The 13,628-nt window shown below is 73.0% G+C and carries 13 protein-coding genes and 1 riboswitch; of the genes, 11 read left to right on the top strand and 2 right to left on the bottom strand.

The features are described from left to right. Positions 1–5: 5 nt before the first annotated feature. Positions 6–506 (bottom strand): MarR family winged helix-turn-helix transcriptional regulator, encoded by a 501-nt coding sequence (locus Q6350_RS00620; RefSeq protein WP_304602450.1) that lies wholly within the window; start codon positions 504–506, stop codon positions 6–8. A gap of 104 nt (positions 507–610) precedes the next feature. On the opposite strand from Q6350_RS00620, the gene Q6350_RS00615 reads away from it, so the two are divergent. Further along, entirely contained in the window at positions 611–1,228 is a 618-nt protein-coding gene (locus tag Q6350_RS00615) for an NADPH-dependent F420 reductase (RefSeq protein ID WP_305064671.1), read from the top strand. Positions 1,229–1,266: 38 nt separating this feature from the next. Continuing rightward, a complete protein-coding gene (locus tag Q6350_RS00610) occupies positions 1,267–2,148 on the top strand; it encodes a VOC family protein (RefSeq protein ID WP_304602448.1) in 882 nt (293 codons plus the stop codon). 123 nt (positions 2,149–2,271) lie between these two features. Here the strand turns inward: Q6350_RS00610 and purU are convergent, their stop codons facing one another. Beyond that, complete coding sequence (gene purU / locus Q6350_RS00605) at positions 2,272–3,171, bottom strand: formyltetrahydrofolate deformylase (RefSeq protein WP_304606815.1); 900 nt, start codon at positions 3,169–3,171, stop codon at positions 2,272–2,274. Between the two features lie 28 nt (positions 3,172–3,199). Between purU and Q6350_RS00600 the strand changes: the two genes are divergently transcribed. From Q6350_RS00600 to Q6350_RS00560, 9 genes are all read left to right on the top strand, one after another. Further along, the gene (locus tag Q6350_RS00600; protein ID WP_171245467.1) at positions 3,200–3,781 is read left to right on the top strand and encodes a GNAT family N-acetyltransferase; all 582 of its coding nucleotides are present in this window, start codon (positions 3,200–3,202) and stop codon (positions 3,779–3,781) included. A 38-nt stretch (positions 3,782–3,819) separates the two neighbouring features. Continuing rightward, positions 3,820–4,842 (top strand): LacI family DNA-binding transcriptional regulator, encoded by a 1,023-nt coding sequence (locus tag Q6350_RS00595; protein WP_305064668.1) that lies wholly within the window; start codon positions 3,820–3,822, stop codon positions 4,840–4,842. An 82-nt stretch (positions 4,843–4,924) separates the two neighbouring features. After that, the gene (locus Q6350_RS00590; protein ID WP_305064666.1) at positions 4,925–6,538 is read left to right on the top strand and encodes a xylulokinase; all 1,614 of its coding nucleotides are present in this window, start codon (positions 4,925–4,927) and stop codon (positions 6,536–6,538) included. Positions 6,539–6,566: 28 nt separating this feature from the next. Further along, entirely contained in the window at positions 6,567–7,289 is a 723-nt protein-coding gene (locus tag Q6350_RS00585) for an L-ribulose-5-phosphate 4-epimerase (protein ID WP_304602444.1), read from the top strand. 29 nt (positions 7,290–7,318) lie between these two features. Continuing rightward, positions 7,319–8,830, top strand: a complete 1,512-nt coding sequence (gene araA, locus Q6350_RS00580; RefSeq protein WP_305064663.1) for an L-arabinose isomerase — start codon at positions 7,319–7,321, stop codon at positions 8,828–8,830. Positions 8,831–9,037: 207 nt separating this feature from the next. Beyond that, positions 9,038–10,540 (top strand): helix-turn-helix domain-containing protein, encoded by a 1,503-nt coding sequence (locus Q6350_RS00575; RefSeq protein ID WP_305064661.1) that lies wholly within the window; start codon positions 9,038–9,040, stop codon positions 10,538–10,540. Positions 10,541–10,702: 162 nt separating this feature from the next. Then, positions 10,703–10,791, top strand: a riboswitch (ZMP/ZTP riboswitch). Positions 10,792–10,833: 42 nt separating this feature from the next. Then, the gene (gene glyA / locus Q6350_RS00570) at positions 10,834–12,117 is read left to right on the top strand and encodes a serine hydroxymethyltransferase (RefSeq protein ID WP_304602441.1); all 1,284 of its coding nucleotides are present in this window, start codon (positions 10,834–10,836) and stop codon (positions 12,115–12,117) included. Next, entirely contained in the window at positions 12,114–13,004 is an 891-nt protein-coding gene (locus tag Q6350_RS00565) for a bifunctional methylenetetrahydrofolate dehydrogenase/methenyltetrahydrofolate cyclohydrolase (protein ID WP_304602440.1), read from the top strand. The genes glyA and Q6350_RS00565 overlap by 4 nt, the downstream gene beginning before the upstream one ends. A gap of 137 nt (positions 13,005–13,141) precedes the next feature. Continuing rightward, positions 13,142–13,624, top strand: a complete 483-nt coding sequence (locus Q6350_RS00560) for a VOC family protein (protein ID WP_304606819.1) — start codon at positions 13,142–13,144, stop codon at positions 13,622–13,624. The last annotated feature ends 4 nt before the right edge of the window (positions 13,625–13,628 follow it).

Raw genomic sequence — 13,628 nt, 5'->3', positions numbered from 1 at the left:
TCGCCTCAGCGGCGTTCGTGGTCGGCGAGCCCGAACGTGTCGTGCGGGTCGACGTGCGCGAGGATCGCGTCCAGCACCCGCGTCAACGACCGCACGTCGGCGGGTTCGAGGTCGTCGTAGACGTTCTCCAGCACCGTGCGGGCGTGCCCCGGTGCGCTCGCCACGACCTTCTCCCAGCCGGCGTCGGTGAGCCGGGCGACGGTGGCGCGGCGGTCGTCGGGCGCGGGGCCGCGCGTGAGGTAGCCGCGCTCCTCGAGCCGGCGCGCGACGTGGGAGAGCCGCGGCAGCGTGGCGCTGGTGAGCCGGGCGAGGTCGCTCATGCGCAGCGACCGGTCCGGGGCCTCGGACAGCATCGCCAGCGTGAGGTACTCGAAGTGCGTCAGGTGGGCGTCGCGGCGGAGCTGCTGGTCGAGCAGCGCGGGCAGCAGGCTGATGACGGCCTGCAGGCGGAGCCAGCTGCGCATCTGCTCGTCGTCGAGCCAGCGCGGGGGTTCGCCCTCGTCCATGGGAAGGTCTCCTCGTCCTGATTGGTTGACACGACAACTGTACCGTCCTACCTTGGTTGTAGCGTCAACCAAATGGCGGGCGCCCCCACCGAGGAGGAACACTCATGACCAGCAGCATCAGCATCATCGGCGCCGGGAACATGGGCACCGCGATCGCCGGCCTCGCCCTCGCCGCGGGCTCCGAGGTCCAGGTCGTGGCCCGCGACGTCACCGCCGCCGAGGCCGTCGACCCCGCCGTGGACGCCGCGGAGCTCGGCAAGCCGCTCACCGGTGACGTCGTCGTGCTCGCCCTGCCGTACCCCGCCCTCGACGACGTCGTCGCCACCTACGGCGACCAGCTCGCCGGGCGCACCGTCGTCGACATCACCAACCCGCTCGACGTCGAGACCTTCGACGCCCTCCTCGTGCCCGCGGACTCGTCCGCCGCCGCCGAGCTCGCCGCCGCCGTCCCCGGCGCCTCGGTGCTCAAGGCGTTCAACACCAACTTCGCCGCCACCCTCGCCACCGGCACCGTCGGCGACGTGCCCACCACCGTCCTCGTGGCCGGTGACGACGCCGACGCCAAGGCCGCCCTCGCCGCCGCCCTCGACGGGTCCGCCATCCGCGTCGTCGACGCCGGGTCGCTGCAGCGCGCCCGCGAGCTCGAGGCGCTGGGCTTCCTCCAGCTCACCCTCGCCGCCGGCGAGAAGACCGCGTGGACCACCGGGTTCGCGCTGCTCTGACCCGTCCCACCCCGTCCACCCCGCCCAGGAGCCGACCCATGAACACCGCGACCCCGCGCACCGACGACCTCCTCGCGGCCGAGACCACGATGGGAGCCGTCACGCTCCACGTCGGCGACCTCGCCGCGATGAGCGCCTACTACCGCGAGGCGATCGCCCTGGTGGAGCTGCCGGACCTCGGCGCCCCCGACCGGGTCGTCCTGGGCCGGGGGCGGACCCCCGTCGTCGTGCTCCGGCACACGCCGGGACTGCCGGCGACGTCACGGCACCAGGCCGGGCTCTTCCACACAGCCGTCCTGTTCGACACCGAGGAGGCGCTGGCCGCCGCCGTGGTGCACGCCGCCCGGCACCCGCTGTCCCGGTTCGTGGGGAACGCCGACCACTGGGTCTCCCGGGCGTTCTACTTCACCGACCCCGAGGACAACGGCATCGAGCTCTACTGGGACCGGCCGCGGGACACCTGGCAGCGGTCCGGGGGACGGGTCGCGATGGGGACGGACTGGTTCGACCCGCAGGCCTGGCTCCAGCAGCACCTGGACGAGTCGGCGCTGACCGGCGCCTCCGGACAGGGTGCCCAGGTGGGCCACGTCCACCTGCAGGTCGGCGACATCCCCACCGCACAGCGGTTCTACGTCGACACCCTCGGCTTCGAGGTCATGGCGGACCTGCCCGGCGCGCTGTTCGTCGCGGCGGGCGGGTACCACCACCACCTGGCGGTGAACACCTGGAACAGCGCCGGGGCGGGGCCGCGGGCCGCGTCGCTCGGCCTGGGGCAGGTGGCGCTCACCGTCCCCGGCCAGGACGACGTCGACGCCCTGCGCGACCGGCTGCGCCACGCGCGCGTGCCGGTGCGCGACGACGGCCGGACCCTGCGCTTCGACGACCCCTGGAACACGCTCGTCGAGGTGTCGGTCGGCTGATCGGCGGCGAGAGCGGGGAGCAGGGGGAAGCCCGGGGCGCGGTCGTCCATCGCGAAGTGCAGGTCGCGCAGCGACCGTGAACGCGACCGTGCCCCTGCTTCCCCCTGCTCCCTGACCTCCGGCTCAGTGGAAGACGACGGTGCGGTGACCGTTGAGGAGCACGCGGTGCTCGGCGTGCCACCGCACCGCGCGGGCCAGCGTGCGCCGCTCGACGTCCTCGCCCAGCGCCACGAGCTGACGGACGGCCCGGGAGTGGTCGACCCGTTCGACGTCCTGCTCGATGATCGGCCCCTCGTCGAGGTCGCCGGTGACGTAGTGGGACGTCGCCCCGATGAGCTTGACCCCGCGGTCGTGGGCCTGCGCGTAGGGGCGGGCGCCCTTGAACGAGGGCAGGAACGAGTGGTGGATGTTGATCACGCGGCCGTTGAGGTCGCGGCACAGCTCGTCGGACAGGATCTGCATGTACCGGGCGAGCACGACCAGCTCGACGTCCAGCTCGTCCACCAGGGACCGCAACCGGTCCTCCGCCTCCGCCTTGGTCGCGGACGTGACCGGCACGTGGTGGAACGGCTTGCCGTAGAAGTCGGCGATGTCCGCCAGGTCGGGGTGGTTCCCCACCACGCCGACGACGTCGATCGGCATCCCCTGGTCGCGCTCGCGGTAGAGGAGGTCGACCAGGCAGTGCGCCGCCTTGGACACCATGACCAGCGTGCGCATCGGCCGTCCGACGACGTCCAGGGCCCAGGTCATGCCGAACCGGTCCGCGACGTCCGCGACGGCCGGCTCCAGCTCGTCGCGCGAGGCGTGGGACTCGACCTGGACGCGCATGAAGAACAGCCCGGAGCTCGGATCGCCGAACTGCTGGGACTCGGTGATGTTCCCGTCGTGCTGGGCGAGCATCCCGCTGACGGCGTGGACGATGCCCGGCCGGTCGGGGCAGGACAGCGTCAGCACCCACTCGGTGGGCGGTGCGGCGGGGGGCTCGGCAGGTGCGGAGGTCGGCTGCGTGGTCACGCACGCCATTGTCGCCCAGTTCTGCCACGATGGACCCATGAGCGACACCACCGCCACGTCCGGCCGGCCCGACGAGGTGCCTGCCCGTTCGGAGGCGCCGACCCGCATCGCCCTCGTCGACGACGCGCACGCCGGCGAGCTGCTGACGCTGCGCCGCGCGGCGTTCGTCTCCGAGGCCCAGGTCTACGGCGACCCGAACATCCCGCCGCTGACGCAGACCCTGCACGAGCTGCGCGAGGACATGGCGCGGGACGACGTCGTCACGATCGGCGCCTGGACCGGGGAGCGTCTCGTGGGTTCGATCCGGGTCGAGCTGCAGGACGGCCGGGCCACCCTGGGGCGGCTGGCGGTCGCACCCGACCAGCAGGGCCGTGGCCTGGGGACGACGCTCCTCTTCGCGATCCTCGACCACCTGCCCGATGACGTGTCCGAGATCTGGGCCTTCACCGGCAAGGACTCGCAGCAGAACCTGGCGATGTACACCAAGCACGGTTACGAGGCCCAGTACGACGAGGCGGCGGGTGAGCTCACCTACACCTACCTGCGCCGGGTGCTGCACGAGGTGAACGCGCGTAACGCCGGCGAGCGTCCGGCCGGTTCGCCCGCCGACCGCCCGTGACCGGTCCGGCGGCGGCGCGCACGGTGCGCCGGCCGTCCATGGCGGACGTCGCGGCGCTCGCGGGGGTGTCCCACCAGACCGTCTCCCGCGTGCTCAACGCCCACCCGAGCGTCCGGGAGGCGACCCGTGACAAGGTCCTGGCCGCCATCGAGGAGCTCGGGTACCGCCGCAACAGCGCCGCCCGGGCCCTGGTGACGTCCCGCTCCGCGACGCTCGGCGTGGTGACCACCGGGTCGGCGTTGTTCGGTCCGACGAGCACGCTCATCGCGGTCGAGGAGGCGGCACGGGACCAGGGCTACTTCGTCTCGGTCGCCACGTTGCGCAGCTACGACACGGCGTCGATCAACCAGGTCCTCGAGCACTTCATGGCGCAGGGCGTCGACGGGATCGTCGTCATCGCGCCGCACGACGCGGTGGCCGCCGCGGTCGAGTCGTTCCGCTCCCCGGTCCCCGTCGTGCTGGTGGCGGCCCTGGAACCGTCGTCGGCGGACGCCTCCGGGCCGTCCACCCTGTCGGTCGCCGTGGACCAACGGGCCGGTGCCCGGCTCGCGACCGAGCTGCTGCTCGACCTGGGGCACGCCGACGTCGTGCACGTCGCCGGCCCGCAGGACTGGTTCGACGCGCGCGAGCGCCTGGCCGGCTGGCGCGAGGCGCTCGACGCGCACGGGGTGCGTCCCGCCCGGCCCCGCGAATGCTCCTGGTCCGCCGGTGACGGCTACGCGGCGGGGCGGGATCTCGCCGAGGCCGTGGCCGCGGGGGAGGGGCCGACGGCGGTCTTCGCGGGGAACGACCAGCTCGCCCTCGGCGTCCTGCGCGCCGTGTGGGAACGCGGCCTGCGCGTGCCCGAGGACGTGTCGGTGGTGGGGTTCGACGACGTCGCCGGGGCGGCGTACTTCGTGCCGCCGCTGACGACGGTGCGTCAGCCGTTCGCCGAGGTCGGGGCGCACGCGGTGGCGATGGTGCTGGGCTCGCTGGCGGGGGACACGGTGGCGACCCGGCGCATCGCGCCGGAGCTGGTCGTGCGGTCCTCGACGGCGCCGCCACGGCCGACGGCGAGGTAACGGGACGTGCCCGGACGCCGAGGTTTGGGCATCCACTATGTGAGCGTTAACATATGACGGACCACGCGAGGAGGAACCTGGGATGACGCGGCACGACGAGGCGACCGGCAGCCGGGACGCCATCACCGCCGGGCGGACCACGCTCGGGATCGAGCTCGGCTCGACGAACATCAAGGCGTGCCTGGTCGGCCCGGAGCACGAGGTGCTGGCCAGCGGGACGCACGGCTGGGAGAACGAGCTCTCCGACGGGCGGTGGACCTACTCCCTGGAGGCCGTGCACGCCGGGCTGCAGGACGCCTACGCGGCGCTCGTGGCGGACGTCGAGCAGCGGTACGGCGTGCGCCCCACCACGTACGGCGCGCTGGGCGTCTCGGCGATGATGCACGGCTATCTCGCGTTCGACGCGGACGGCGAGCTGCTGGTCCCGTTCCGGACCTGGCGCAACACCAGCACGGGCCCCGCCGCCGCGAAGCTGTCCGACCTGTTCGGCCACAACATCCCGCTGCGCTGGTCGATCGCGCACCTGTACCAGGCGATCCTCGACGACGAGCCGCACGTCCCGCAGATCGCGTTCTTCACCACGCTCGCCGGCTACGTCCACCGGATGCTGACGGGCCGGCACGTCCTCGGTGTCGGTGACGCCTCCGGCATGTTCCCGATCGACCCGGTCACCCGGGACTACGACCGGCGGCTGCTCGACCAGTTCCGCCACCTCGTCGCCGCCGAACGGCCCGGTCTCCAGGTCGAGGGTCTGCTGCCCGAGGTGCTGCCCGCCGGCGCCGACGCCGGTCACCTGACCGCCGAGGGCGCCGCCCTGCTGGATCCCACCGGCGAGCTGCAGGCGGGTCCAGTGCTGTGCCCGCCCGAGGGCGACGCCGGCACCGGGATGGTCGCCACGAACGCCGTCGCGCCGCGCACGGGCAACATCAGCGCCGGCACCTCGATCTTCGCCATGGTCGTGCTCGAGAAGCCGCTGACCGGCGTCCACCACGAGCTGGACCTGGTGACCACACCCGCCGGCGACCTCGTGGCGATGGTCCACTGCAACAACGGCGCGAGCGAGCTCGACGCGTGGGCCGGGGTCTTCGCCGAGTTCGCGACGGCGCTCGGGCACCCCAGCCCGGCCGACGCCGTCTTCGAGGCCCTGTTCGGGGCCGCTCTCGACGGCGAGACCGACGGCGGTGGGCTGCTGGCCTACAACTACCTCGCCGGGGAACCGATCACCGGGCTCGACCAGGGGCGTCCGCTCGTCGTGCGCACCCCGGACAGCCGCCTGACGCTGGCCAACCTGATGCGCACCCAGATCTACGGCGCCTTCGGCACCCTGGCGCTGGGCATGAAGGTGCTGCACGGCGAGGGCGTCGCCGTCGACACGATGTTCGCCCACGGAGGCATGTTCCGGACGGCCGGCGTCGCCCAGCGTCTGCTCGCGGCCGCCGTCGACGCGCCCGTCGCCGTCGGACGGACCGCCTCGGAGGGCGGCGCCTGGGGGATCGCGGTCCTCGCCGCCTTCACCCGCGCGGCCGCCGCGGAGCCCGGTCTGACCCTGGACGGGTACCTCGCCGACCGCGTCTTCGCCGACGCCGAGCTGGACGTCGCCCGGCCCGACGCCGACGACGTCGCCGGCTTCGCGGCCTACCTCGAGCGGTACTCCGCCGGTCTCGCCGTCGAACGTGCCGCCACCGAAGCCCTCTGACGACCACCGGAACCGAACGGGAGACCCCATGCCGAACGCCGCCCGCCCGACCGAGGTGCCGGCGCACCTGCGCGCCGCCGTCGACGCCGCCAAGCAGAAGGTCGCCGCCCTGCACGCCGAGCTGCCCCGCTGGGAGCTCGTGGTGTGGACCGCCGGCAACGTCTCCGAGCGGGTCCGGGACGATCAGGGAGGGCCTGACGGCGCGAGCGACCTCCTCGTCATCAAGCCGTCCGGGGTCTCCTACGACGACATCACCCCCGAGGCCATGGTCGTGTGCGACCTGCAGGGCCGTCTCGTCGAGGGGGACCGTTCGCCCTCGTCCGACACCGCGGCGCACGCCTACGTCTACGCGCACATGCCCGAGGTCGGTGGCGTGGTGCACACCCACTCGACCTACGCGACGGCGTGGGCCGCGCGGGGTGAGGAGATCCCCTGCGTGCTGACGATGATGGCCGACGAGTTCGGCGGGCCGATCCCCGTCGGACCGTTCGCGGTCATCGGGGACGACTCCATCGGCCGCGGCATCGTCGAGACCCTGCGCGGGTCCCGCTCCCCGGCGGTGCTGATGGCGAACCACGGCCCCTTCACCATCGGCGGGGACGCCAGGGCCGCGGTCAAGGCGGCGGTGCTGTGCGAGGAGGTCGCCCGGGCGGTGCACGTCGCCCGGCAGGTCGGCGAGCCCGTGCCGATCGCGCAGCAGCACGTCGACGCGCTCTACGACCGCTACCAGAACGTCTACGGCCAGCGCTGACGGCGCCGTCGGACTCGAAAGGACAGATGATGAGCAAGCCCTACGGTGACCGCGAGGTCTGGTTCCTCACCGGCAGCCAGGACCTGTACGGTCCCGAGACGCTGGAGCAGGTCGCCCGGCAGTCCCAGGAGGTCGCCGCCGCGCTCGACGCGTCCGGCGACGTGCCCGCGAAGGTGGTGTGGAAGCCGGTCCTCAAGGACTCCGCCTCCATCCGCCGCGCGATGCTGGAGGCGAACAGCGACGACTCCGTGCTCGGCGTCGTCACCTGGATGCACACCTTCAGCCCCGCCAAGATGTGGATCGCGGGGCTGGACGCCCTGCGCAAGCCGCTGCTGCACCTGCACACGCAGGCGAACGTCGAGCTCCCCTGGTCGGAGATCGACATGGACTTCATGAACCTCAACCAGGCCGCGCACGGCGACCGCGAGTACGGCTACATGCTGACGCGCCTCGGCGTCGCGCGGACCACCGTGGTGGGGCACGTCTCCGACCCGGCGGTGCAACGGCGCGTGGGCACCTGGGTCCGCGCCGCGGCCGGCCGGCTCGCCACGCAGGAGCTGAGGCTCGTCCGCTTCGGGGACAACATGCGCAACGTCGGCGTCACCGAGGGTGACAAGACCGAGGCCGAGCTGCAGTTCGGCGTCAGCGTGAGCACCTGGGGCGTCAACGACCTGGTCGCCGCCGTCGAGGCGGTGGCCGCGACCGAGGTCGACACGCTGGTCGCCGAGTACGAGGAGCGCTACGACGTCGCTCCCGAGCTGCGCGCCGGGGGAGAGCGGCACGAGTCGCTGCGGTACGCGGCCCGCCAGGAGCTCGCGATGGAGGCCTTCCTGGTCGAGCGCGGCGCCAAGGCGTTCACCACGAACTTCGAGGACCTCGGCGCGCTGCGCCAGCTCCCGGGCCTCGCGGTGCAGCGCCTCATGAGCAAGGGCTACGGCTTCGGCGCCGAGGGCGACTGGAAGACGGCCGTGCTCGTGCGCGCCGCCAAGGTGATGGGCGAAGGTCTGCCCGGCGGCGCCTCCCTCATGGAGGACTACACCTACGACCTCACGCCCGGGTCGGAGCTGATCCTCGGGGCGCACATGCTCGAGATCTGCCCGTCCCTGACGACGTCGAGGCCCCGGGTCGAGATCCACCCGCTCGGCATCGGCGGCAAGGAGGACCCGGTGCGCATGGTGTTCGACACCGACGCCACCGAGGGCGCGGTCGTCGTGTCGCTGGCCGACATGCGCGACCGGTTCCGCCTCACCGCGAACGTCGTCGACGTCGTGCCGCCCGCGCAGGAGCTGCCGAACCTGCCGGTGGCCCGGGCCGTGTGGAGGCCGCGGCCGGACTTCCCCACGTCGGCCGAGGCCTGGCTGACCGCCGGCGGCGCGCACCACACGGTGATGTCCACGGCCGTCGGCATCGAGGCGTTCGAGATGTTCGCGCAGATCAGCGGGACCGAGCTGCTGGTCATCGACGAGGACACGACGCGCCGCGGGTTCGCCGACCAGGTGCGCTGGAACCAGGTCTACTACAAGCTCGCCCAGGGGCTCTGACCCGCCCCACCCGTGAGGCGACGAGCGTCCCTGTCCCTGCGGTCACCCGCTGACCCGCCGGGACAGGGACGCTCGTGCGCGTGCTCCCGGTGGCGCCTGGAGTGTTCCGGCCTGGTCACGATCGGCCTCCGATGCCCGGCGAAGCGTTGACTTCTCGAACGTGCACCTGTTGATATATGGCGTCATCACCATTTTTCGGAGGAATACGTGACTCAGCAGGACGTCTCGGCGACCACCTCGAGCGGCGCCGCACCGAGGCCCCGGTACCGCGGTCGGCACCTGCCGATGGTGGCCGTCGTCATCGCCGCGTTCATCGCCACGGCGCTGGCCTACAGCGGCATGGTCCTGTTCGGGCTCGAGGTCGCGAACATGGCGCCGGTCGAGGCCTACGCGCTCGCCGGGTTCCTCGAGGTCAGCCTGGTGGCCGTCGCGCTGATGGCGCGCAACGCGGCCCTCGAGGGGCGTCCGTACGGGGTGCTCCTGACCCTGACGTGGGTCCTGTCCGGCACCTCCGGCGTGTTCGCGGCGCTGCACGAGATCGCCGTCCCGAACGAGTCGACGCCCTACATGGTGGTCTTCCGGTTCGTGCCGCCGCTGGTCGCCGCCCTGATGTGGCACCTGGCGCTCGTCGGCGAGCGGCACCTCGTCACGGGCCACACGCTCGACGAACGCCGCCGCGAGCACCGCGTGCACCAGTACGTCACCGCCCTGGAGCTGTGGCGGGACGCTCGCCTCGACAGCACCGGCACCCGCAACAGCATGCGACGGGTCCGGGCCCTGCACGAGCGCCAGCGCGCCGCACGTGACCGTGCGCTGAAGCTCCTGACGGTCGAGGACTTCGAGCGTCGGATGCAGGTCTGGGTCGAGCGGCTCGAGGCCGCCGAACGGCACGGCAACCGCCTCGACACGATCGGTGCCAGCTCGGTGAAGCGGGGCAGGACCCCGGGGTCCGCGCGCGAGGCGACCGCCGTCACCCTGCCGCCCGCGCGGCGTGAGGTCCTCGCCCCCGCGGCCACCCGGGAGCCGGCGACGGCCGAGGTGCCGGACGAGCAGCCCGAGACCTTCGCCGACACCTTTCGTGCGGCGCTGACCGTCGAGGAGACGCCCGCGGCCGTCCCGACCGTGTCCTCCGACCGGCAGGACGTCGACGACGAGCGGTCGGCCCCGGTGGAGGACGCCGCGGCCGCCGAGACGCACGGGACGGCCGAGCCGGCACCCGAGTCCGAGCCGGTCCGGCACACCGACGAGACCACGCCCTCCGAGACGACGCCGTCCGAGGCGCCGCAGCCCCGGGAACCGCTGCCGGAGACCGGGCACACACGCCGGGTCGAGATGTTCGACCTGGTCGACCGCGCGCGTGCGGAGCGCGCCGCACAGGCCGACGGGCCGGCCTGGTCCGCCGTGCGCGAGGGTGCGGACTCCCCGCAGGAGGACACCGACACGGCGGAGGAGACGCCGGCCCCGGCCGCCGGTGACCCGGCGTCGGACCGCGCCGCGGAGCAGGAGTCGCGCACCGACGCGTCCGACCTGCCGACCTCGGGCCGTGACCGTCGCATCGTCGAGCTCGCCCGTCAGGGACTGACCCAGCGGGAGATCGCCGACGAGGTCTCCGCATCGCGGTCCACGGTCTCCCGTGTCGTGCGCCGCTACGAGGACCAGAAGGCCGAGCGCTCGCGGTCGGCGGACGACCTCGAGCTGGCCACCGTCTGACCCCGGGTCCCGGGCGTGCCCGGGACCGCAGAACGACGCACGGACGCCTCCGTCCGGAACCGGCACCCGGTTCCGGACGGAGGCGTCCGTGCGTCGTGTTCGACGGTCCGCGGGTCGTCGTGCTCTCGTCGTCCGATCCCGACCGCACCGACGCTGCTACGATCGTCTGGTCGTGACTGGCGTGCAGGTGGATCACCACCGGGAAGCGACAACGCTGTGCTGACGACGGGTCGGTCGCCTGGGCCCGGTCGGACGACATCCGTGGACCGCCGACACAGCAGGAGAACGCCCCCATGAGCACTCCCGACCCCACGTTCGACGCCCCTCTCGCCGAGGTCGACCCGGAGATCGCCGCCGTCCTCGACGGTGAGCTCGCCCGGCAGCGCGACACCCTCGAGATGATCGCGTCGGAGAACTTCGTCCCGCGCGCCGTGCTGCAGGCACAGGGCTCGGTCCTGACGAACAAGTACGCCGAGGGCTACCCCGGCCGCCGCTACTACGGCGGGTGCGAGCAGGTCGACATCGCCGAGAACCTGGCGATCGAGCGGGCGAAGGCGCTGTTCGGTGCCGAGTACGCCAACGTCCAGCCGCACTCGGGCGCCCAGGCCAACGCCGCGGTCCTGCACGCGCTCATCAAGCCCGGCGACAAGATCATGGGCCTGGAGCTGGCCCACGGCGGTCACCTCACCCACGGCATGAAGATCAACTTCTCCGGCAAGCTCTACGAGGTGGCCGGCTACGGCGTCGACCCCGAGTCGTACCGGATCGAGATGGACGAGGTGCGCAAGCGCGCGATCGAGCACCGGCCGGACGTCATCATCGCCGGCTGGTCCGCCTACCCGCGCGAGCTCGACTTCGCAGCCTTCCGGGAGATCGCCGACGAGGTCGGTGCCAAGCTGTGGGTGGACATGGCGCACTTCGCCGGCCTGGTGGCGGCGGGTCTGCACCCGTCCCCGGTGCCGCACGCCGACGTGGTCTCCTCCACCGTGCACAAGACCATCGGCGGACCCCGCTCCGGGTTCATCCTGTCCTCGGACGAGCACGCCAAGAAGCTCAACTCCGCGGTCTTCCCCGGCCAGCAGGGCGGCCCCCTCATGCACGTCATCGCCGGCAAGGCGGTGGCGTTCAAGATCGCCGGCACCGAGGCGTTCGTCGAGCGCCAGGAGCGCACCCGGCGCGGGGCGCGGATCATCGCCGACCGACTGAACCAGGCGGACGTCGCCGGGACCGGCGTCTCCGTGCTGACCGGTGGCACGGACGTCCACCTCGTGCTCGTCGACCTGCGGAACTCGGCGATGGACGGTCAGCAGGCCGAGGACCTGCTGCACTCCGTCGGCATCACCGTCAACCGCAACGCCGTCCCGTTCGACCCGCGTCCGCCGCGCGTGACCTCCGGCCTGCGGATCGGCACGCCGGCGCTCGCGACCCGCGGGTTCGGCGACGAGGAGTTCACCGAGGTCGCCGACATCATCGCCGCGGCGCTGCGCGACGGCACCGCCGCCGACGCCGAGGCCCTGCGCGCGCGGGTCGCGAAGCTCACCGCCGACTTCCCGCTGTACCCGGGTCTGCACCAGTGACGGCGGAGAAGCTCGACGGGAAGGCCACCGCCGCCGCCATCAAGGACGAGCTGCGCGGACGGGTGGACGCCCTGCGCGCACGGGGCGTCGTGCCCGGGCTCGGGACGCTGCTCGTCGGGGACGACCCCGGCTCGCAGTGGTACGTCGCCGGCAAGCACCGCGACTGCGCCGAGGTCGGGATCGAGTCCCTGCGCGAGGACCTGCCCGCCGACGCGACCCAGGCCGAGATCGAGGCCGCCGTCACCCGGCTGAACGAGGACCCGGCCTGCACCGGGTTCATCGTGCAGCTCCCGCTGCCCGCCGGCATCGACACCAACCGCATCCTCGAGCTCGTCGACCCCGCCAAGGACGCGGACGGCCTGCACCCCACCAACCTGGGGCGCCTCGTGCTCCGGGTGGGCGGGGAGATCACCTCCCCGCTGCCGTGCACCCCGCGCGGCATCGTCGAGCTGGTCGAGCGGCACGGCGTCGACTGGGCCGGCAAGGAGGTCGTCGTGCTCGGCCGCGGCGTCACCGTGGGGCGCCCGATCGGCCTGCTGCTCACGCGCAAGGCCGTCAACGCCACCGTCACGCTCACCCACACCGGGACGCGCGACCTGCCGGAGCTGGTGCGACGGGCCGACGTCGTCGTCGCGGCGGCCGGTGTGGAGGGCATCGTCACGGGCGACATGGTCAAGCCCGGCGCCGTGCTGATCGACGTCGGCGTCTCGCGCCGCACCGACCCGGAGACTGGGAGGTCCCGCGTGGTGGGCGACATCGCCCCCGAGGCGCGCGAGCAGGCGGCCTGGTACTCGCCGAACCCCGGCGGCGTGGGGCCGATGACGCGCGCGATGCTGCTCGCCAACGTCGTCGACACCGCCGAGCGGCAGGCGGGCCCCGCGGCCTGACCGCGCGGCAGGGTGGCGCCGACCGGAAGGGGCCGGCGCCACCGTCGCCCCGGTGCGGCACCGATGAGTCGTGACGCGGTGCGACGTCCCTCCTGCAGGGCCCCGACCGGCGGGGCCGTCACGCGAGGAGGACCGCCATGGTGACCGTGCGACCGCACCTCTGGTTCGGGAACGACCGGGCCCACGAGGCCGCCGCGTTCTACGCCGACCACCTGCCCGACTCGAGCGTGCAACGAGTGCTCACCGCCGCGGAGGGCATCCCCGGCGCGACGGCCGGCGCGCCCTTCATCGTGGAGTTCACCGTCTGCGGCGTCGAGGTCGTCGGCCTGAACGCCGGGCCTGCGCTGCGCCTCGACGAGGCGTTCAGCTTCTACCTGCGTTGCGACGGACAGGAGGAGGTCGACCACTACTGGGACCTGCTGACGGCCGACGGCGGCAAGCCGGGTCCCTGCGGCTGGTGCACCGACCGGTTCGGGGTGAGCTGGCAGGTGATCCCCCGGCAGCTCGAGGAGCTGTGCGGCGACTACACCACGCCGGCGAACCAGCGTGCGATGCAGGCGATGCTGCAGATGGGCAAGATCGACGTGGCGACGCTGGAGGCCGCCCACCGCGGTGCGTGAGGTG

It is taken from the genome of Isoptericola sp. b515 (assembly GCF_030588125.1).
GTDB lineage: Bacteria > Actinomycetota > Actinomycetes > Actinomycetales > Cellulomonadaceae > Isoptericola > Isoptericola sediminis.
This window is presented reverse-complemented; position numbering and strand designations above follow the sequence as displayed.

Coding starts and splice junctions, on each gene's coding strand:
- Q6350_RS00620 (WP_304602450.1), bottom strand. CDS start 506: ATGGACGAGGGCGAACCCCCGCGCTGGCTCGACGACGAGCAGATGCGC.
- Q6350_RS00615 (WP_305064671.1), top strand. CDS start 611: ATGACCAGCAGCATCAGCATCATCGGCGCCGGGAACATGGGCACCGCG.
- Q6350_RS00610 (WP_304602448.1), top strand. CDS start 1,267: ATGAACACCGCGACCCCGCGCACCGACGACCTCCTCGCGGCCGAGACC.
- purU (WP_304606815.1), bottom strand. CDS start 3,171: ATGGCGTGCGTGACCACGCAGCCGACCTCCGCACCTGCCGAGCCCCCC.
- Q6350_RS00600 (WP_171245467.1), top strand. CDS start 3,200: ATGAGCGACACCACCGCCACGTCCGGCCGGCCCGACGAGGTGCCTGCC.
- Q6350_RS00595 (WP_305064668.1), top strand. CDS start 3,820: ATGGCGGACGTCGCGGCGCTCGCGGGGGTGTCCCACCAGACCGTCTCC.
- Q6350_RS00590 (WP_305064666.1), top strand. CDS start 4,925: ATGACGCGGCACGACGAGGCGACCGGCAGCCGGGACGCCATCACCGCC.
- Q6350_RS00585 (WP_304602444.1), top strand. CDS start 6,567: ATGCCGAACGCCGCCCGCCCGACCGAGGTGCCGGCGCACCTGCGCGCC.
- araA (WP_305064663.1), top strand. CDS start 7,319: ATGAGCAAGCCCTACGGTGACCGCGAGGTCTGGTTCCTCACCGGCAGC.
- glyA (WP_304602441.1), top strand. CDS start 10,834: ATGAGCACTCCCGACCCCACGTTCGACGCCCCTCTCGCCGAGGTCGAC.
- Q6350_RS00560 (WP_304606819.1), top strand. CDS start 13,142: ATGGTGACCGTGCGACCGCACCTCTGGTTCGGGAACGACCGGGCCCAC.